The sequence below is a fragment of the Pseudomonas sp. genome (genome assembly GCF_049300855.1).
Taxonomy (GTDB): domain Bacteria; phylum Pseudomonadota; class Gammaproteobacteria; order Pseudomonadales; family Pseudomonadaceae; genus Aquipseudomonas.
Map to the genome: position 1 here is coordinate 1 of NZ_JBAQKH010000002.1, position 18,956 is coordinate 18,956.

General features: G+C 59.1%; 17 protein-coding genes. 14 read left to right on the forward strand and 3 right to left on the reverse strand.

Translation table 11 applies throughout. The annotated features are described in order from the left end of the window. Positions 1-119 precede the first annotated feature (119 nt). The 6 genes from tilS (at position 120) to ispD (ending at position 6,807) form a co-directional block, all read left to right on the forward strand. The gene (gene tilS, locus WA225_RS00130; RefSeq protein ID WP_422606414.1) at positions 120-1,448 is read left to right on the forward strand and encodes a tRNA lysidine(34) synthetase TilS; all 1,329 of its coding nucleotides are present in this window, start codon (positions 120-122) and stop codon (positions 1,446-1,448) included. A 274-nt stretch (positions 1,449-1,722) separates the two neighbouring features. After that, positions 1,723-3,354 (forward strand): CTP synthase, encoded by a 1,632-nt coding sequence (locus WA225_RS00135; protein WP_422606415.1) that lies wholly within the window; start codon positions 1,723-1,725, stop codon positions 3,352-3,354. A 5-nt stretch (positions 3,355-3,359) separates the two neighbouring features. Then, positions 3,360-4,205, forward strand: coding sequence for a 3-deoxy-8-phosphooctulonate synthase (gene kdsA, locus WA225_RS00140; protein ID WP_016985082.1), 846 nt, complete (start codon positions 3,360-3,362; stop codon positions 4,203-4,205). Positions 4,206-4,362: 157 nt separating this feature from the next. After that, positions 4,363-5,652 carry a phosphopyruvate hydratase gene (eno, locus tag WA225_RS00145; protein ID WP_007908839.1) on the forward strand — a complete coding sequence of 430 codons (1,290 nt, stop codon included), beginning with the start codon at positions 4,363-4,365 and terminating at the stop codon, positions 5,650-5,652. Positions 5,653-5,824: 172 nt separating this feature from the next. Beyond that, the gene (gene ftsB, locus WA225_RS00150; protein WP_007908838.1) at positions 5,825-6,103 is read left to right on the forward strand and encodes a cell division protein FtsB; all 279 of its coding nucleotides are present in this window, start codon (positions 5,825-5,827) and stop codon (positions 6,101-6,103) included. Further along, positions 6,100-6,807: a 2-C-methyl-D-erythritol 4-phosphate cytidylyltransferase gene (gene ispD / locus WA225_RS00155; RefSeq protein ID WP_422606416.1), complete on the forward strand. Its 708-nt coding sequence runs from the start codon at positions 6,100-6,102 to the stop codon at positions 6,805-6,807. Before ftsB ends, ispD begins: the two co-directional genes overlap by 4 nt. A 143-nt stretch (positions 6,808-6,950) precedes the next feature. Here ispD and WA225_RS00160 read toward each other — a convergent pair whose 3' ends face one another. Next, positions 6,951-7,847, reverse strand: coding sequence for a LysR substrate-binding domain-containing protein (locus tag WA225_RS00160; protein ID WP_422606417.1), 897 nt, complete (start codon positions 7,845-7,847; stop codon positions 6,951-6,953). Positions 7,848-7,964: 117 nt separating this feature from the next. On the opposite strand from WA225_RS00160, the gene WA225_RS00165 reads away from it, so the two are divergent. The 8 genes from WA225_RS00165 (at position 7,965) to rpoS (ending at position 15,174) form a co-directional block, all read left to right on the forward strand. Then, a complete protein-coding gene (locus WA225_RS00165) occupies positions 7,965-9,077 on the forward strand; it encodes an S-(hydroxymethyl)glutathione dehydrogenase/class III alcohol dehydrogenase (protein WP_339454194.1) in 1,113 nt (370 codons plus the stop codon). A 65-nt stretch (positions 9,078-9,142) separates the two neighbouring features. Next, a complete protein-coding gene (fghA, locus tag WA225_RS00170) occupies positions 9,143-9,988 on the forward strand; it encodes an S-formylglutathione hydrolase (RefSeq protein WP_422606418.1) in 846 nt (281 codons plus the stop codon). A gap of 44 nt (positions 9,989-10,032) precedes the next feature. Next, entirely contained in the window at positions 10,033-10,506 is a 474-nt protein-coding gene (gene ispF / locus WA225_RS00175) for a 2-C-methyl-D-erythritol 2,4-cyclodiphosphate synthase (RefSeq protein ID WP_034149878.1), read from the forward strand. Then, positions 10,503-11,561 carry a tRNA pseudouridine(13) synthase TruD gene (gene truD, locus WA225_RS00180; protein WP_422606419.1) on the forward strand — a complete coding sequence of 353 codons (1,059 nt, stop codon included), beginning with the start codon at positions 10,503-10,505 and terminating at the stop codon, positions 11,559-11,561. The genes ispF and truD overlap by 4 nt, the downstream gene beginning before the upstream one ends. Beyond that, positions 11,549-12,298 carry a 5'/3'-nucleotidase SurE gene (gene surE / locus WA225_RS00185; RefSeq protein ID WP_422606420.1) on the forward strand — a complete coding sequence of 250 codons (750 nt, stop codon included), beginning with the start codon at positions 11,549-11,551 and terminating at the stop codon, positions 12,296-12,298. Before truD ends, surE begins: the two co-directional genes overlap by 13 nt. 41 nt (positions 12,299-12,339) lie before the next feature. Next, positions 12,340-12,975, forward strand: coding sequence for a protein-L-isoaspartate(D-aspartate) O-methyltransferase (locus tag WA225_RS00190; RefSeq protein ID WP_160768345.1), 636 nt, complete (start codon positions 12,340-12,342; stop codon positions 12,973-12,975). 212 nt (positions 12,976-13,187) lie between these two features. Continuing rightward, complete coding sequence (locus WA225_RS00195; protein WP_422606421.1) at positions 13,188-14,057, forward strand: peptidoglycan DD-metalloendopeptidase family protein; 870 nt, start codon at positions 13,188-13,190, stop codon at positions 14,055-14,057. 106 nt (positions 14,058-14,163) lie between these two features. Then, the gene (gene rpoS, locus WA225_RS00200; RefSeq protein WP_038357938.1) at positions 14,164-15,174 is read left to right on the forward strand and encodes an RNA polymerase sigma factor RpoS; all 1,011 of its coding nucleotides are present in this window, start codon (positions 14,164-14,166) and stop codon (positions 15,172-15,174) included. 527 nt (positions 15,175-15,701) lie between these two features. Here the strand turns inward: rpoS and fdxA are convergent. Beyond that, on the reverse strand, positions 15,702-16,025 hold the full coding sequence (gene fdxA / locus WA225_RS00205; protein WP_007908827.1) for a ferredoxin FdxA: 324 nt from the start codon (positions 16,023-16,025) through the stop codon (positions 15,702-15,704). A gap of 163 nt (positions 16,026-16,188) precedes the next feature. Next, positions 16,189-18,759 (reverse strand): DNA mismatch repair protein MutS, encoded by a 2,571-nt coding sequence (gene mutS, locus WA225_RS00210; protein ID WP_422606494.1) that lies wholly within the window; start codon positions 18,757-18,759, stop codon positions 16,189-16,191. Positions 18,760-18,956: the final 197 nt, after the last annotated feature.

The window sequence follows — 18,956 nt, forward strand, 5'->3', positions numbered from 1 at the left end:
AAACACTGTGGGAGCGAGCTTGATCGCGAAAGCGTTATAACTGACAACGGAAATGTTGAATGTTAAACCGCTTTCGCGAGCAAGCTCGCTCCCACATTGGTTTTCGGTGAAGGTAAAAAATGAGTCATCTCTCGATTGATTTGCCTTCCCGGCTATTACTGAACCTTGAGCCTTGGCGCAACGCCAGTCATTGGCGTATCGCCTTCTCCGGTGGTCTCGACTCCACCGTCCTGCTGCACCTGCTTGCCTCTCTGGCAAAATCCGACTCCCTCCCTCCACTCAGCGCTATTCATATTCACCACGGCCTTCAGGTTGTGGCTGATGCGTGGCCGCAACATTGCCAATCCGTATGCGATGCGCTGGGCGTGCCGTTGCTGATCGAACGTGTGAAGGTGCAACCTGGCGCGAGTCTGGAGCGGGCGGCACGGGATGCGCGTTACGCGGCGTTCAGTGCGCTGACGCAGACCACTGATGTATTGCTGACCGGGCAACATCGCGATGATCAGGCGGAAACGCTGTTATTCCGATTGTTGCGTGGCGCCGGTGTGCGCGGATTGTCCGGGATGCCGGCGCAGCGATCAGTGGGGCAGGGCATGCTGATTCGTCCGATGCTGGACATCTCCCGCGCCGAACTGGAGGCGTATGCGCAGGCTCATCAATTGAACTGGATCGAAGACCCGTCCAACCAGGATCGACAATTCTCGCGCAATTATCTGCGCCATCAAGTCATGCCGCTGCTGACCGGGCGCTGGCCGCAAGCGCAGGCGAGCATGGCCCGCAGTGCCGCTCATCTGCGTGAGGCGCAGGGGCTGCTCGATGAGTTGGCGCAGATCGATCTCGCACAGGCGAACACCTCTCACGATTTCGAATGGCTGGGTTTACCGTCGCTGGAACTGGCGCCAATCGCCGCCCTGTCTGCCGCGCGCCAACGCAATGCGATCAGTCATTGGCTGGAACCCTTCACTCAACTCCCCGATAGCGACCATTGGTCGGGTTGGAAGGATCTCTGCGAAGCGGCTCCCGATGCATCCCCCGTCTGGCGCCTGGCCGATGGCGAACTGCAGCGCAGCGCCGGTCGGCTGTGGTGGCTCAGTGGCGACTGGTTGCATGCGCCGATGATCGGCGGCGAGTGGCAGAGCCCCGCGTCAGCGCTACGCTTGGCCAATAACGGCCGCGTCAGGTTCAGCGGGCAGACGCCTTGCGGACGGTTGCGCATTGCTTATCGTCAGGGCGGCGAAGTGATGCAACTGGCCGATCGCGGTCACCGAGATCTCAAGCGCCTGCTCAATGAGCGCGCGGTGCCGGGCTTTGTGCGTGGCAGATTGCCGCTGCTGTTTCGCGGCGACGAATTGCTCGCGGTGGCGAACCTGCCGGGACTTGATGGCCCTGTGCAGGACGGCTGGAAATTGCATTGGCAGCCAACAGACGAAGATCAAGGTTTGAGCTGAAAGGAGCATTCCGGTAGACTACGCTCCCTTCTTGATACAACTTCTGTGGATTCGCCTGAATTGCAGGAGTTGCCGATTACCAAGCAGTCTTTGCTGGGCGATTCCAAAAAATGTGTAGCGAGCAACGTACCGGTGTTTCACCTGCCGGTCTGTCCCAACGCGGCGGTTTTTTTGAAAGGTGCACTGTGATTAATGCAGGTGATCGGGGGCTTCGGCCTTCCTTCGCTTTCCCCGGCGGCTCGTACCGCTTTAACGCAGACTTCTAGGGTTTTTCATGACGCGCTACATATTCGTCACGGGCGGTGTTGTTTCTTCATTGGGGAAAGGCATTGCATCGGCTTCATTGGCGGCCATCCTGGAGGCGCGGGGACTTAAGGTCACCATGCTGAAGCTGGACCCGTACATCAACGTCGACCCGGGCACGATGAGCCCGTTCCAGCACGGTGAAGTGTTCGTCACCCACGACGGCGCCGAAACCGACCTGGACCTGGGCCACTACGAGCGGTTTATCCGCACGACCATGACCCAGAACAACAACTTCACCACCGGCCGTGTCTACGAGCACGTGCTGCGCAAAGAGCGCCGTGGTGACTACCTGGGTGCAACCATCCAGGTGATCCCGCACATCACCGACGAAATCAAGCGCCGCATCATCAAGGGTGCCGGTGACGCTGACGTGGCAATGGTCGAGATCGGTGGCACCGTCGGTGACATCGAGTCGCAACCGTTCCTCGAAGCGATCCGTCAACTGCGTTTCGAAGTCGGCGCCAAACGCGCGATGCTGATGCACCTGACGCTGGTGCCGTACATCGCCACCGCTGGCGAAACCAAAACCAAACCGACTCAGCACTCCGTCAAGGAACTGCGTTCGATCGGCCTGCAGCCAGACGTGCTGGTGTGCCGTTCCGATCATCCGATCGACATCTCGTCGCGTCGCAAGATCGCCCAGTTCACCAACGTTGAAGAACGTGCGGTGATCGCGCTGGAAGACGCCGACACCATCTACAAGATCCCGGGCATCCTGCACTCGCAGGGTCTGGACGATTTTGTCGTCGAGCGTTTCGGCCTGCAATGCGGCAGCGCTGACCTGTCCGAGTGGGAAGCGGTGGTTGACGCCAAGCTGAACCCGGAACACGAAGTGACCATCGCCATGGTCGGCAAGTACATGGAACTGCTGGACGCCTACAAGTCGCTGATCGAAGCGATGAGCCATGCCGGCATCAGCAACCGCACCAAGGTCAACCTGCGCTACATCGATTCCGAAGACATCGAGAACCAGGGCACTGCGCTGCTCGAAGGTGTCGACGCGATCCTCGTACCGGGCGGCTTCGGTCTGCGCGGCGTGGAAGGCAAGATTACGGCCGTTCAGTACGCTCGCGAAAACAAGGTTCCTTATCTGGGTATCTGCCTCGGTATGCAAGTGGCGGTCATCGAGTTCGCCCGTAACGTGATGGGCTGGAAAGACGCCAACTCCACTGAATTCGATCGCGCCAGCGGCCATCCGGTGGTCGGTCTGATCACCGAGTGGGAAGACGCTACCGGTGCTGTTGAAGTGCGTACCGAAGCTTCCGATCTGGGCGGCACCATGCGCCTCGGCGCTCAGGAATGCCTGCTCGAAGCCGGTTCCAAGGTGCACGATTGCTACGGCAAGGACGTGATCGTCGAGCGTCACCGTCACCGTTACGAAGTGAACAACAACCTGCTGCCGCAAATCATCGAAGCCGGCCTGAAAATCTCCGGCCGCTCCGCTGACGCAGCGTTGGTTGAAGTGGTTGAAGCTGCGGATCATCCATGGTTCGTCGCTTGCCAGTTCCACCCAGAGTTCACCTCGACACCACGTGATGGCCATCCGCTGTTCAGCGGTTTTGTCAAAGCAGCATTGGCTCAACACCAGAAGAAGGCGTAACCCCGATGGCACAGAAGATCATCCGCGTCGGCGACATCGAGATTGCCAACGACAAACCCATGGTGCTGTTCGGCGGCATGAACGTGCTGGAAAGCCGTGACATGGCCATGCAGGTTTGCGAAGAGTACGTGAAGGTCACCGAAAAGCTCGGTATCCCTTACGTGTTCAAGGCCAGTTTCGACAAGGCCAACCGTTCTTCTGTGACCTCTTATCGCGGTCCTGGCCTGGAAGAGGGCATGCGCATCTTCCAGGACATCAAACAAGCCTTCGGCGTACCGATCATCACCGACGTCCACGAGCCTGATCAGGCCGCGGTCGTCGCTGAGGTCTGCGACATCATTCAACTGCCGGCCTTCCTGTCGCGCCAGACCGATCTGGTCGTCGCGATGGCCAAGACCAATGCAGTGATCAACATCAAGAAAGCCCAGTTCCTCGCCCCTCAGGAAATGAAACACATCCTGAACAAGTGCGTGGAAGCGGGTAACGATCAATTGATCCTCTGCGAGCGTGGTTCGAGCTTCGGCTACAACAACCTCGTGGTCGACATGCTCGGCTTCGGCATCATGAAGCAGTTCGAGTACCCGGTATTTTTCGACGTGACCCACGCGCTGCAGATGCCCGGTGGTCGTGCCGACTCCGCTGGCGGTCGCCGTGCCCAGGTTCTGGATCTGGCCAAGGCCGGCATGAGCCAGTCGTTGGCGGGTTTGTTCCTCGAAGCGCACCCGGATCCGGACAACGCCAAATGCGACGGCCCTTGCGCCTTGCGTCTGGACAAACTGGAGCCATTCCTGGCCCAGCTCAAAGCGTTGGACGAACTGGTTAAGAGTTTTCCGACGGTAGAAACCGCGTAACACTCATTTCTCCGGTAAAGTACCGCACGATTTGTCGCTCATGCCCTCGGGCATGAGCGTTATCGTCTGCAAGTCTGCCCGCTGCACACCCCTTGCCGACGGTAAAAAGATTTCCTCTAGCTGCGTCGTTTTCGTCAACTTTGGAGTGTTTACAACAATGGCAAAAATCGTCGACATCAAAGGTCGTGAAGTTCTCGACTCCCGTGGCAATCCCACCGTGGAAGCGGACGTGCTTCTCGACAACGGCATCATCGGCAGCGCGTGCGCGCCGTCCGGTGCATCCACTGGCTCGCGTGAAGCGCTCGAGCTGCGTGATGGCGACAAGAGCCGTTACCTGGGCAAGGGCGTGCTCAAAGCGGTAGCCAACATCAACGGTCCGATCCGCGATCTGCTGCTGGGCACCGACCCAAGCGACCAGAAAGCTCTGGATCACGCGATGATCAAGCTCGACGGTACTGAAAACAAAGCGACCCTGGGCGCCAACGCCATCCTTGCCGTGTCCCTGGCTGCGGCCAAGGCAGCTGCTCAGGATCAGGACCTGCCGCTGTACGCACACATCGCCAACCTCAACGGTACTCCGGGTGTTTACTCGATGCCGGTACCGATGATGAACATCATCAACGGTGGCGAACACGCCGATAACAACGTCGACATCCAGGAATTCATGGTGCAGCCGGTTGGCGCCAAGTCGTTCTCGGAAGGTCTGCGCATGGGCACCGAGATTTTCCATCACTTGAAAGCCGTGCTGAAGGCCCGTGGCCTGAGCACTGCCGTTGGCGACGAAGGCGGTTTCGCACCGAACCTGGCGTCCAACGAAGACGCGCTGAAAGTGATCTCCGAAGCGGTGGCCAACGCCGGTTACAAGCTGGGCACCGACGTGACCCTGGCGCTGGACTGCGCGGCCAGCGAATTCTACGAAGACGGCAAGTACAACCTGTCCGGCGAAGGCCAGGTGTTCACTGCCGAAGGTTTTGCTGACTACCTGAAAGGCCTGACCGAACGTTATCCGATCATCTCGATCGAAGACGGTCTGGACGAGTCTGACTGGGCTGGCTGGAAGATCCTCACCGACAAGATCGGCGAGAAGGTTCAACTGGTGGGCGACGACCTGTTCGTGACCAACACCAAGATCCTGAAAGAGGGCATCGATAAAAACATCGCCAACTCGATCCTGATCAAGTTCAACCAGATCGGCACCCTGACCGAAACCCTGGAAGCCATCCAGATGGCCAAGGCTGCCGGTTACACCGCAGTGATCTCGCACCGTTCGGGCGAAACCGAAGATTCGACCATTGCCGACCTGGCTGTGGGCACTTCGGCTGGCCAGATCAAGACCGGTTCGCTGTGCCGTTCCGACCGCGTTTCCAAGTACAACCAACTGCTGCGTATCGAAGAGCAGTTGAATGGCAAGGCCAAGTACAACGGTCGCAGCGAGTTCCGCGGCTAAGTACAAATCGATGGAAGGACACCGGATAGTGTCGAAAAAGTCGTGACAGCGATGGATTTGCCACTAATCTGATGCCTTAACAGCACAAGCCTGGGTCTTCCAGGCTTCGTGCTATCAGATGCTTCAAAGTTTTTGGCGTGGCTGTCTTTTTTCACTGGATACCTGATATTCGATGCGCAGTCCTTACTGGTTGTTTCTCGTTTTGCTCTTGCTGCTGGCCGGTCTGCAGTACCGCCTGTGGGTGGGCAATGGCAGTCTGGCGCAGGTCGCCGAGCTGAATCAGCAGATTGCTGATCAACACGCCGAGAACGAAGGTTTGCTGGAGCGCAACCGAGTGATGGACGCTGAAGTCAGCGAGTTGAAAAAGGGCATGGAGACCGTTGAAGAGCGGGCTCGTCACGAACTGGGCATGGTCAAGGACGGCGAAACCCTTTACCAGTTGGCCCAATGATCAATTCCCTGCCGGCCTTCTGGGCCGTGATTCCTGCCGCGGGCGTCGGTGCCCGAATGGCCGCGGACCGTCCCAAGCAATATTTGCAACTGGGCGGGCGCACAATTCTCGAACACAGCCTCGGCTGTTTCCTCGACCATCCAAGCCTCAAGGGGCTGGTGGTCAGTCTTGCGGTTGATGATCCTTACTGGCCGAACCTGGCGTGCGCGGGCGACTCGCGCATTCAGCGCGTTGAAGGCGGCGCGGAGCGTTCCGGCTCGGTGCTCAATGCTTTGCTGCACCTGCACGCGCAAGGTGCCGACGATGAAGATTGGGTGCTGGTGCACGATGCGGCACGGCCGAATCTGAGTCGCGAAGATCTCGACCAGTTACTCGATGAACTGGCGGATGATCCGGTCGGTGGTTTGCTCGCGGTGCCTGCGCGCGACACGTTGAAGCGGGTCGACAAGCACGGGCGCGTGGTTGAAACCGTGGATCGCAGCGTGATCTGGCAGGCGTACACCCCGCAGATGTTCCGCCTCGGTGCGTTGCATCGGGCGTTGGCCGACAGTCTGGTCGCGGATGCGCTGGTTACCGATGAAGCTTCGGCGATGGAGTGGGCTGGCCTGGCGCCGCGACTGATTGAAGGGCGGGCGGATAACCTCAAGGTGACCCGGCCAGAAGATCTGGAGTGGTTGCGTCAGCGTTGGGCTAACCGCCGCTGATTGCTTTGGCGCCCATTGCGCCGCCTTCGCGAGCAAGCTCGCTCCCACATTTGATTTGCGCCTGACACCAAATTTGCATTTACTGCGGTTCCCCTGTGGGAGCGAGCTTGCTCGCGAAGGCGGCCGCACGAACAACCCATCACTCAGCTTCGATACTCCGGCCGCTCAGCCAACCCCACCTTCAAAAAATCCACCAACTTGCGCACCTTGGGCGACAAATGCCGTTGCTGCGGATACAGCGCCCACACCGCCGTATTCGGCGGCTGATGCGCCTCCAGCAATGAAATCAGCGCGCCACTGTGTAAATGTTCGAGCACGTAATAATCCGGCAACTGGCACAGCCCAACCCCCTGAAGCGCTGCGTCCAGCACCGCCTGCCCGCTGTTACAACGCCAGTTTCCCTGCACTCGCTGGGAAAACTCCCGGCCATTTTGCTCAAGCTGCCAAATATCCGAGCTGCCGATCAGGCAATTGTGCCGGCTCAGTTCCGACAAACTGTGTGGGCGACCGTACCGCTCAAGGTAGGAAGGTGACGCGCACAGATACATTCGTCGCGGCGCCAGGCGTGTTGCGACCAAACCCGAATCCTGCAAGCGGCCGAGTCGAATCGCCAGATCCAGCCCTTCATGCACCAGATCGAGCTGGCGATTGCTCAGCTCGATATCAATGCGCAATTGCGGATACAGCCCCATGAATCGCGTCACCAGCGGCACGATAAAACGTTCGCCGTACGCGACGGCGCAGGTCATGCGCAGCATGCCTTTCGGTTCACTGGTCAGATCGCCAACCGCTCGCAGCGCTTCTTCGCGACCGTCCTGCAAGCGCTGGCAGTGTTGCAGGAACGTCTGACCGGCTTCGGTCAGTGTCACTCGCCGCGTGCTGCGATAAAGCAGGCGCGTCTGAAGCCGCTCCTCCAACCGTACGATTTGTCGACTGACATGCGAGGAAGAAACCCCAAGACGCTCGGCTGCGGCGGTGAACTGGCTGCATTCGGCAACGGCGACGAACTCGTCGATGCCTTCCCAGCGATTTTCGGACATCTGGATTATCCCTGTGTAGCAATAATATTTTGCTTTTGTCCCGATTATTCATCGTAAAGCTATGTATTACACTCCTTGTCTGGTTTTTTTATTCAATGGATTCACTGGAGAGTCAGCATGATCAAGTCGCGCGCCGCCGTTGCCTTCGAGGCCAAGAAGCCGCTGGAAATCGTAGAAGTCGATGTCGCCATGCCCAAGGCTGGCGAAGTCCTGCTGCGCGTTGTCGCTTCCGGTGTCTGCCACACCGACGCCTACACTCTGTCCGGCGCGGATCCGGAAGGCATCTTCCCGTCGATCCTCGGTCACGAAGGTGGCGCCATCGTTGAAGCGATCGGCGAAGGCGTGACCTCGGTTGCCGTTGGCGATCACGTGATTCCGCTGTACACCCCGGAATGCGGCCAGTGCAAATTCTGCAAGTCGGGCAAGACCAACCTGTGTCAGGCAATTCGCGCGACCCAGGGCAAAGGGTTGATGCCGGACGGCACTTCGCGTTTCTCCTACAAGGGCGAAACGATTTTCCACTACATGGGTACTTCCACGTTCTCGGAATACACCGTGTTGCCGGAAATCTCCGTGGCCAAGATCTCCAAAGATGCGCCACTGGAGAAGGTTTGCCTGCTGGGTTGCGGCGTCACCACCGGCATCGGTGCCGTGCTCAACACCGCCAAGGTCAAGCCGGGTGACACCGTGGCGATCTTCGGCTTGGGTGGCATTGGTCTGTCGGCGGTGATCGGTGCCGTGAAGGCCAAGGCTGCGCGCATCATCGCCATCGACATCAATCCGGCCAAGTTCGAGATTGCCAGGCAACTCGGCGCCACCGACTGCGTGAACCCGAAAGACTTCGATCGTCCGATTCAGGAAGTGATCGTCGACATGACCGATGGCGGCGTCGACTTCTCTTTTGAATGCATCGGCAATGTGCAATTGATGCGCGCCGCACTTGAGTGCTGCCACAAAGGTTGGGGCGAGTCCGTGATCATCGGTGTGGCCGGTGCCGGCCAGGAAATCGCTACCCGTCCGTTCCAGTTGGTCACCGGTCGCGTCTGGCGCGGTTCGGCGTTCGGCGGCGTTCGCGGCCGTACCGAGTTGCCGAGCTACGTCGACATGGCCCAGAGCGGCGAGATCCCGCTGGACACTTTCATCACCCACACCATGGGCCTGGAAGACATCAACAAGGCGTTCGACCTGATGCACGAAGGCAAGAGCATCCGTACTGTCATTCATTTCTGATCAATCGTGGCGACATGGCTGCAAGTCTTGAAGGCTTGCGGCTGTGACCGCGTAGGAGTCTTTACATGAGTCTGGAAAACATCTCCTGTCAGAAAAGTTTCGGCGGCTGGCACAAGCGCTATCGTCATCGCTCCGATGTGCTCGGCTGTGACATGGTGTTTGCCGTGTACTTGCCGCCGCAGGCAGAGCAGGGCGGCAAGCTGCCGGTTTTGTATTGGTTGTCCGGCCTGACCTGCACCGACGAGAACTTCATGCAGAAGGCCGGCGCGATGCGCATGGCTGCCGAGCTTGGGTTGATCATTGTCGCGCCGGACACCAGTCCGCGCGGCCCTGATGTGCCGGCTGATCCGGATGGTGCGTGGGATTTCGGCCTCGGCGCCGGTTTCTATCTGAATGCCACGCAGGAACCTTGGTCGCGGCACTATCGGATGCATGACTACGTCGTGCAGGAATTGCCTGCACTGGTGGAGGCACATTTCCCCGCCTCGGACAAACGCAGCGTCAGCGGCCACTCCATGGGTGGGCACGGTGCATTGGTCTGCGCTTTGCGAAACCCGGGACGCTATCAATCGGTGTCGGCGTTCTCGCCAATCAACAACCCGATGGATTGCCCATGGGGCCAAAAAGCGTTTTCGCGTTTCCTCGGCGAAGACCGTTCGAAGTGGAAGGAGTGGGATGCTTGCGCACTGATCGCCGAGGCGGATGAAAAACTGCCGCTGCTGGTCGATCAAGGTGATCGCGACGACTTCCTCGCCACCCAGCTCAAACCCGAAGTCCTGCAACAAGCAGCAAAACAGGCGGGCCATCCGCTGACGCTGCGCCTGCAACCGGGCTACGACCACAGCTATTTCTTCATATCGAGCTTTATAGACGACCACTTGCAGCATCACGCACGCGCCCTTGAGGCCTAATGCAGGTAGAATCACGCCCTGACAAAAATCGGGGCGTTTTTTTTATGCGTATTGGCCACGGCTATGATGTGCACCGTTTCGCAGAAGGCGATTTCATTACTCTGGGCGGCGTGCGCATTGCACACAGCTTCGGGCTGCTCGCTCATTCCGACGGTGACGTCCTGCTGCATGCCTTGAGCGATGCCTTGCTCGGCGCCGCAGCGCTGGGCGATATCGGCAAACACTTCCCGGACACCGACCCGCAATTCAAGGGCGCCGACAGCCGTGCGCTCTTGCGTCATGTGGTCGCGCTGATCCACGCCAAAGGCTGGAAAGTCGGCAACGTCGACAACACCATCGTTGCCCAGGCGCCAAAAATGGCCCCGCATATCGAATCGATGCGCGCGCTGATCGCGGCGGATCTACAAGTTGAGTTGGATCAAGTGAACGTGAAAGCTACCACCACCGAAAAGCTTGGCTTTGTCGGTCGCGAAGAAGGCATCGCCGTGCACTCCGTTGCCTTGTTGCTGCGCGCATGAATGAACTGCAATTGCTCGGCCCGCGTGCCTATGGCGAAGCCCTTGGCACTGCGGTACTGAAAGCCATCGCTGAAGATTTTCAGGTTGATGAAGTCCTCGATATCCCGTTCAGCGGCGATGGCGAGCACCTGTGGATCTGGGTTGAAAAACGCGGCCTCAACACTGAAGAGGCCGCGCGGCGTATCGCCAAGGCTGCCGGCGTGCCGTTGCGCACGGTCAGCTATGCCGGCCTCAAGGATCGTCAGGCGCTGACCCGCCAGTGGTTCAGCGTGCAATTGCCGGGCAAGGCCGATCCGGATCTGTCGGCGGCGGAAAACGACACGCTGAAGATCCTCAAGACCACCCGCCACAAGCGCAAGCTGCAACGTGGCGCGCATTCGGCCAACGGTTTCACCCTGCGCCTGACTCAGTTCGCTGGCGACAAGGCCGCGATTGAACAGCGCCTGCAACAGATCGCCCAGCAAGGCATTCCCAATTATTTCGGCGCCCAGCGTTTCGGCCATGACGGCGGCAACGTCGTTGATGCGCGTGCGTGGGCGGCGCGCAAGGCGTTGCCGGAACAACGCAATGTGCGCTCGCGCCTGCTCTCGACCGCGCGCAGCTTCCTCTTCAACAAGGTGCTGGCGGCGCGTGTTGCCGATGGCACCTGGCAAAAAGCCCAGGTCGGCGATCTGCTGGCCTTCACCGACAGCCGCAGCTTTTTTCCGGCCGGTGAAGCCGAGTGCAGTGACCCGCGTCTGGCCATTCTCGACCTGCATCCGACCGGCCCGCAGTGGGGCGAAGGTGACTCGCCGACCGCAGGCGCTGTCCATGATCTGGAGCAGGGGATTGCCGCCGATGAAGCAGAGCTGCGCGATTGGTTGGTTCATGCCGGCATGAGCCATGAACGTCGCATCCTGCGGCTGCCCATTGGCGGTTTGACGTGGCATTATCCCCAGCCTGACATTCTGCAACTGGAATTCGTCCTCCCGGCCGGATGCTTCGCCACCGTATTGGTGCGCGAGCTCGTTGATCTGGTGCCGGTGGGGCAGACGGACAGCCCATGCGTATTCTGATTTCTAACGACGATGGGGTAACCGCACCCGGTCTCGCCGCGCTTTATGCTGCGCTGGCGGATTACACCGAATGCGTGGTTATCGCCCCGGAGCAGGACAAAAGCGGCGCCAGCAGTTCGCTGACGCTCGACCGTCCGTTGCACCCGCAATACCTGGCCAACGGCTTTATCAGCCTCAACGGCACACCGACCGACTGCGTGCACCTGGGCCTGAACGGCTTGCTGGAGCGCGAGGCGGACATGGTGGTGTCCGGTATCAACCTTGGCGCCAACCTTGGCGATGACGTGTTGTATTCCGGGACGGTGGCGGCTGCCCTCGAGGGACGTTTTCTCGAGCGTCCTTCGTTCGCTTTTTCGCTGGTGTCGCGGCAGGTGGATAACCTGCCGACGGCGGCGTACTTTGCGCGCAAACTGGTCGAAGCCCATGCCGGGCTCGATCTGCCGCCGCGCACGGTGCTCAACGTGAACATTCCCAACTTGCCCATCGACCACATTCGCGGCATCCAGTTGACCCGACTCGGCCATCGCGCCCGGGCGGCGGCGCCGATGAAAGTGGTCGATCCGCGTGGCAAGGCCGGTTACTGGATTGCCGCCGCGGGCGACGCCGAAGATGGCGGCCCGGGTACGGACTTTCACGCGGTGATGCAGGGCTACGTTTCCATCACCCCGTTGCAGCTCGATCGGACCTTCAATGAAGTCTTTAGAAGCCTCGATGGCTGGCTGGAGGGACTGCGCTGATGGCCCGTGAACACGAAGACCGATTGCGTAGCGGCATCGGCATGACTTCCCAGCGTACCCGTGAGCGTCTGATCCAGCGCCTGTATGAAGAAGGCGTGTCCAACGCCAAGGTTCTCGAAGTGATCCGGCGCACACCGCGTCATCTGTTCGTCGACGAGGCGCTGGCACACCGCGCTTATGAAGACACAGCGCTGCCGATCGGCAACAACCAGACCATTTCCCAGCCTTATATGGTGGCGCGCATGAGCGAGCTGCTGCTGGAGGCTGGCCCACTGGATAAAGTGTTGGAGATCGGTACCGGTTCGGGTTACCAGACAGCGGTGTTGTCGCAACTGGTCGAGCGCGTGTTCTCGGTTGAGCGCATCAAGGTTCTGCAGGATCGGGCCAAGGAGCGCCTGGTCGAACTGAACCTGCGCAACGTGGTATTTCGCTGGGGCGATGGCTGGGAAGGCTGGCCAGCACTGGCGCCGTATAACGGCATCATCGTCACTGCCGTGGCCACTGATGTGCCGCAAGCCTTGCTCGATCAACTGGCACCCGGCGGACGCATGGTCATTCCGGTCGGCTCGGGAGAAGTGCAGCAACTGATGCTGATCGTGCGTGAAGAACACGGCTTTTCCCGCCATGTTCTGGGCGCTGTGCGTTTCGTGCCTTTGCTCAACGGGCCGCTGGCCTGAGCATTTGTTTACCGGCGCTGAATTCCTTTCGTTCGCCTCGGTCTTACACCGGCAGCGAGGGTTTAAACGCAGCAGAGTGTGCACTTGCAAACGTGTGCGCGAAGCGATTTCGCTTCATTAAAGGTAAAGCCGATTCGGCCCGTTATACTTGCGACACTTCATGCCGAAATCCGGCATTCCAAATTTTTCAGCCACCACAAAGGGAGCGGCGGGTGAGTCTCACAGTCATTGCGCAGCGTATGGGTAACACGAGCTTTCAGCGCCTGGTGACTGGCCTTGTCTTGAGCACCTTGCTGGTCGGTTGCTCCAGCACCAAATCGAACAACGTGCGCGTGGTCGATCGCAACAACGCGGTGGCCCAACGTCCTGCTGTGACGACCGGGCAGTATGTAGTCCGTCCGGGCGATACGATGTTTTCGATCGCATTTCGCTACGGCTGGGATTACAAAGCCCTCGCGGCCCGGAACAATATTCCTACGCCGTACACGATCCATCCGGGTCAGACAATTCGCTTTGACGGCCGCACCGGTTCAACGCCGACGGCGGTGGTCAGCAACAGCAGTTCTTCGCCTTCTTCGTCGAGTAAAACCACGGTAATCCGGCGTCAGGCAAATGGCACGACAACCACCACAACTACCGGTTCTGCGGGGGCTGTACCGTCCGTCGCCAACAAACCCGCCCCCACTCCACTGCCTCCAGCGGGCCCGGCCCCGACCGGCTGGGGATGGCCATCTAATGGCATTCTGATTGGAAAATTCTCTTCAAACGGTAGTTTGAATAAAGGAATTGATATCGCCGGAGATTTGGGACAGCCTGTTTTAGCTGCGTCTGATGGGACAGTGGTTTACGCCGGGAGTGGCTTAAGGGGCTACGGCGAATTAGTCATCATCAAACACAGCGAAACCTACGTCAGTGCCTACGGCCATAACCGCAGGCTGTTGGTTCGGGAGGGACAGCAGGTCAAGGTCGGACAGACAATTGCCGAAATGGGGTCAACGGGTACAGACCGGGTGAAACTGCATTTTGAGATTCGCCGCCAAGGTAAACCTGTAGATCCGCTGCAGTTCCTGCCACGACGTTGATTTGTAAGTCAGCCTGTTCCGTCACGTAGAGGGGACAGGCTCCAGCGCTGCCAAGGATAAAGGCGTCGCTTGAGCTTGGGGTCGAACTCACCAAAGGACTATAACAATGGCTCTCAGTAAAGAAGTGCCGGAGTTTGACATCGACGATGAGGTTCTCCTTATGGAGACCGGCATCGATTCGGAATCTTCGATGTCGAATGATGAAGGGGCTGCTCCACCTTCCGTTCGTTCCAAATCCAAACACTCCGCTTCACTTAAACAACATAAGTACATCGATTACACGCGGGCACTTGATGCCACGCAGTTGTATCTCAACGAAATCGGCTTTTCCCCATTGCTCTCTCCCGAGGAAGAAGTTCATTTTGCGCGACTGTCGCAAAGTGGCGATCCGGCGGGGCGCAAGCGCATGATTGAAAGTAACCTGCGGCTGGTGGTCAAAATCGCCCGGCGTTACGTCAATCGGGGGCTGTCGCTGCTGGACCTGATCGAAGAGGGCAACCTCGGGCTGATCCGGGCGGTGGAAAAGTTCGATCCTGAGCGTGGCTTCCGCTTCTCGACCTACGCAACCTGGTGGATTCGTCAAACCATCGAGCGCGCGATCATGAATCAGACCCGGACCATCCGGTTGCCGATTCATGTGGTCAAGGAACTCAACGTGTACCTGCGGGCTGCACGGGAGCTGACGCAAAAGCTCGATCACGAACCTTCACCCGAAGAAATCGCCAACCTGCTGGAAAAACCGGTGGGTGAGGTCAAGCGCATGCTTGGCTTGAACGAACGGGTTTCCTCGGTCGACGTCTCGCTGGGTCCGGATTCGGATAAAACCCTGCTCGACACCCTCACCGATGATCGTCCGACCGATCCTTGTGAACTGCTGCAGGATGACGACCTTTCGCAGAGCATCGATCAATGGCTGTCGGAACTGACCGACAAGCAGCGCGAAGTGGTGGTACGTCGCTTCGGCCTGCGCGGTCACGAGAGCAGCACGCTGGAAGATGTAGGCCTGGAGATCGGCCTGACCCGGGAACGGGTGCGGCAGATCCAGGTGGAAGGCCTCAAGCGCCTCCGTGAAATCCTTGAGAAGAATGGCCTGTCGAGCGAGTCGCTGTTCCAATAAGCGCTTCACACGCTCGCCCGCAAGAAGCCCCGACTGGTTCGGGGTTTTTTGTTGGCCTGGATTTGATGGGCATTCGGCCGCTCTTTTTCAGTGTCAGACGTACGGTTGGCATTTCCATCCTTTGTAGTCTCGCGGTGTAAGCCGTGGCTTACTCTCTCGTAAGTGTTCCCTATTTTTACAAGACGGCAGACGTCGATTACGGTCATCGTCGCAATTTAACTTATTGTTTTATATGTTTATTTTTTAACATGAAGCGCTTATGACAATATTTTTCGGCGCCCACAGCCGATTGCTCTTGGCAGGGAACTCTCTAGTATCTGGGTTGTGTCGACGGACAGACACGCCCTTCACGGAGGAGGGGAATGGACATCGCAGGACGCGATTCATCAGGACGATGAAAAGGAATACAGGGAATAGGGAAAAAATGTGGGCGGGTCATACCGCCCCTTTTTTTTGCCTGCAAAAAGGTAAAGCCCAGAAAAGCAAAAAGGCCCGCGAGGGGCCTTTTCATTCGAGCGCGGGGCGAATCAGCGTTCGAGGTCTTTGATCTTGCCTTTGACGCCATCCCACTCTTCGGCATCCGGCAGCGATTCTTTCTTCTCGGTGATGTTCGGCCAGATTTCCGCCAGCTCAACGTTCAGCTGGATGAATTCCTGCATTTCCTCTGGAACTTCGTCCTCGGAGAAAATCGCCACGGCCGGGCATTCTGGTTCGCACAGGGCGCAGTCGATGCACTCATCCGGGTGAATCACCAGGAAGTTCGGGCCTTCGTAAAAGCAGTCCACCGGACAGACTTCTACGCAGTCGGTGTACTTGCACTTGATGCAGTTGTCGGTGACGACGAAGGTCATTTCTAATTTTCTCCTCAGGCGGCGGCAGCGTTGCCCCTTCACGGTTGGGGTCGCCAGGTTCGGGAGCGATACCTGCTGGCCAGGCTATTAGCCAGCAGCATCCCAAACCGCGCGAGATTCTAACAGCTTGAAGCCGTTTGCGTTATATCCGCTTCTTCAGTGCTTATATCCGGTTCTTCAGTGCATAGAGCATTTCGAGCGCACGACGCGGCGTCAGGTCGTCGATATCCAGCTTGGCCAACTCATCCAGTACCGGATGCGGCAGGCTGGCAAACATGTCGCTCTGCTGCGGTGTCGCCGGTTTGCCCTTGGCGGCCGGTTTTGGCGCTTCATGCGGCAATGCGGTGTCTTCCAGTCGGCTCAAATGCTCACGGGCCCGTACGATCACTTCGCTTGGCACACCCGCCAGTTGCGCCACTGCCAGGCCATAACTCTGGCTGGCCGGCCCCGGCAGCACGTGGTGCAGGAATACGATGCGCTCGTTGTGCTCGGTGGCGTTGAGGTGCACGTTGGCCACCAGCGGCTCGGCTTCCGGCAACACCGTCAGTTCAAAGTAGTGAGTCGCAAACAGAGTATAGGCGCGCAGATGCGCCAGACGCTCGGCCGCGGCCCACGCCAACGAAAGACCGTCGAACGTGCTGGTGCCGCGACCGACTTCGTCCATCAGCACCAGGCTGCGCTCAGTGGCGTTGTGCAAGATGTTGGCGGTTTCGCTCATTTCGACCATGAAGGTCGAACGGCCACCGGCGAGGTCATCGCTGGAACCGATCCGGGTGAAGATCCGGTCGACCAGCGACAGCTCGCAGCTCGCCGCCGGCACGAAGCTGCCAATGTGCGCCAGCAGCACGATCAATGCCGTCTGACGCATGTAGGTGGATTTACCGCCCATGTTCGGACCGGTGATCACCAGCATGCGGGTGTTGTCATCCAGGCTCAGGTCGTTGGCCACGAACGGCGTGGTCAGCACTTGCTCGACCACCGGGTGACGACCCTGAGTAATGCGCATGCACGGTTCGGTGACGAAGCGCGGGCAGTTCAGGTCAAGGTTCAGCGCACGTTCGGCGAGGTTGCTCAGCACGTCGAGTTCGGCCAGCGCGCCAGCGGTGTCCTGCAACGGTGGCAGTTGGCTGATCAGGTCTTCCAGCAGCGCTTCGTAAAGCATCTTCTCGCGGGCGAGGGCGCGGCTCTTGGCCGACAGGGCCTTGTCTTCGAATTCTTTAAGTTCCGGCGTGATGAAGCGTTCGGCGCCTTTCAGCGTTTGACGACGGATGTAGTCCGCCGGGGCTGATTCGGCCTGCTTGCTCGGCAACTCGATGAAGTAGCCGTGAATGCGGTTGTAGCCAACTTTCAGGTGGCTGAGGCCGGTGCGCGCCTTCTCCCGGGCTTCCAGGTCGATGAGGAACTGGCCGGCGTTTTCGCTCAGCGATTGCAGTTCGTCGAGTTCGTTGTCATAGCCGGTTTTCAACACGCCGCCATCGCGAATCACCGCGGGCGGGTTGTCGATAATGGCTTTTTCCAGCAGGGCCGCGAGTTCCGGATAGGTGCCGGTGGTGGTCGCCAGGCCTTGCAGGTGCGGCGCTTCCAGGTCGGTCATTGCCACTTGCAACTCTGGCAGGGCGCCGAGCGCATCACGCAGACGTGCGAGGTCGCGAGGGCGGGCATTGCGCAGACCGATCCGCGCCAGAATCCGTTCGATGTCGCCGATTTCCTTGAGCTGCGGTTGCAGTTTCTCGAAGCGATAGCGATCAAGCAGGCAGGTGATCGAAGTCTGGCGCGCCAGCAAAACGGTCAAGTCGCGCAACGGACGATTCAGCCAGCGGGTCAGCAAACGGCTGCCCATGGCGGTCTGGCAACGGTCGACGACCGACTGCAGGGTGTTGTCGCGACCACCGGCCAGGTTGGTGTCCAGTTCCAGGTTGCGCCGGGTGGCACCATCGAGCACCACAGTGTCGTCGAGACGTTCGTGGCGCAGGCTGCGCAAGTGCGGCAGGGCGGTGCGCTGGGTTTCCTTGGCATAGGCCAGCAGGCAACCGGCGGCGCCGATGGCCAGGGTCAGATTTTCACAGCCGAAGCCTTTCAGGTCCTGGGTGGAAAACTGTTGGCAGAGACTTTTCAGCGCCGAGTCGCGCTCGAAATCCCACGGTGCGCGACGACTGACGCCACGACGTTTTTCCGCTGGCAGGTCTCGTGGCCAGTCATCCGGAATCAGCAACTCAACCGGGTTGATCCGCTCCAGTTCCGCCAGCAGGTTCTCCCAGCCCTTGATTTCCGAGACGCTGAAACTGCCGCTGGTGATATCCAGCACGGCGAGGCCGAACAGACGCTCGTCACCCAGCAGCGCTGCGATCAGGTTGTCGCGACGCTCATCGAGCAGCGCCTCATCACTGACCGTACCCGGCGTGAGGATGCGCACCACCTGACGTTCGACCGGGCCTTTGCTGGTCGCCGGGTCGCCGACCTGTTCGCAAATCACCACCGACTCGCCGAGCTTGACCAGTTTCGCCAGGTAGCCTTCCGCTGCGTGGTAAGGAATCCCACACATCGGAATCGCCTGTCCTGCCGACTGCCCACGGGCGGTCAGGGTGATGTCGAGCAGCTTGGCGGCCTTCTTCGCGTCTTCATAGAAGATCTCGTAGAAGTCGCCCATGCGGTAGAACATCAGCTGATCCGGGTGCTGATTCTTCAGGCGCCAGTACTGCTGCATCATCGGGGTGTGGGAGGACAGGTCTGAAATAGCTTTATTCATCAGGGGTTTAGCTTTACCGGAAAAAGTGACGAGGCAAACAACGGGTAAATCGCAGCTTAAAATGGCGAGTGTGTTGCCAGTGATGCGGCCCGTGGATTGATTCAGTGGGGCGAGTATGAAGTTTTTTTGAGGTGGATGCAGCAACGCACCGCCGCTTGGGTTGGCATTGTGTCCTATAGTGCCGA